At 56.0% G+C, this 350-nt stretch carries 1 protein-coding gene; it reads left to right on the plus strand.

What is annotated here, in order from left to right:
- The coding region (locus Q1A75_RS24120) for a hypothetical protein (RefSeq protein WP_299593653.1) at window positions 1-350 on the plus strand (350 nt) is incomplete at both ends.

A 350-nucleotide genomic window follows, 5' to 3' on the forward strand; every position in this document is an offset into this window, starting at 1 on the left:
CATTGGCACTTTCGAAGGCTGAAGTCGCCGAGATCATGAAGGCGGCCTATGTCGATTTCAAACCCGCCGAGAAGGAGGATTCGTCAAACCAGGCCCAGCGACGCAAGTATGAGGCCATGGCCGCGCTGGAGCGCATGCCCTCCTCAGTGGTCATTGATCTATTCAAGGGTAATCCGACGTTTAAGCGACACGGGAAAGGCTTGAATAACCGCATCACCGTGATGACGCAGGTTTTGAAAGAGTTGCGCCAGCCGAAGGAATTCCGGGTGCCCACGCTTGCAGATCTGCGTAGAAACACCGATGGGTTGGCCGAGATCGCTAGGCATACCAGCCCTGAGCTGCGCAATTGG

The sequence above is a fragment of the uncultured Tateyamaria sp. genome (genome assembly GCF_947504105.1).
In the GTDB taxonomy this organism is placed as follows: Bacteria; Pseudomonadota; Alphaproteobacteria; order Rhodobacterales; family Rhodobacteraceae; genus Tateyamaria.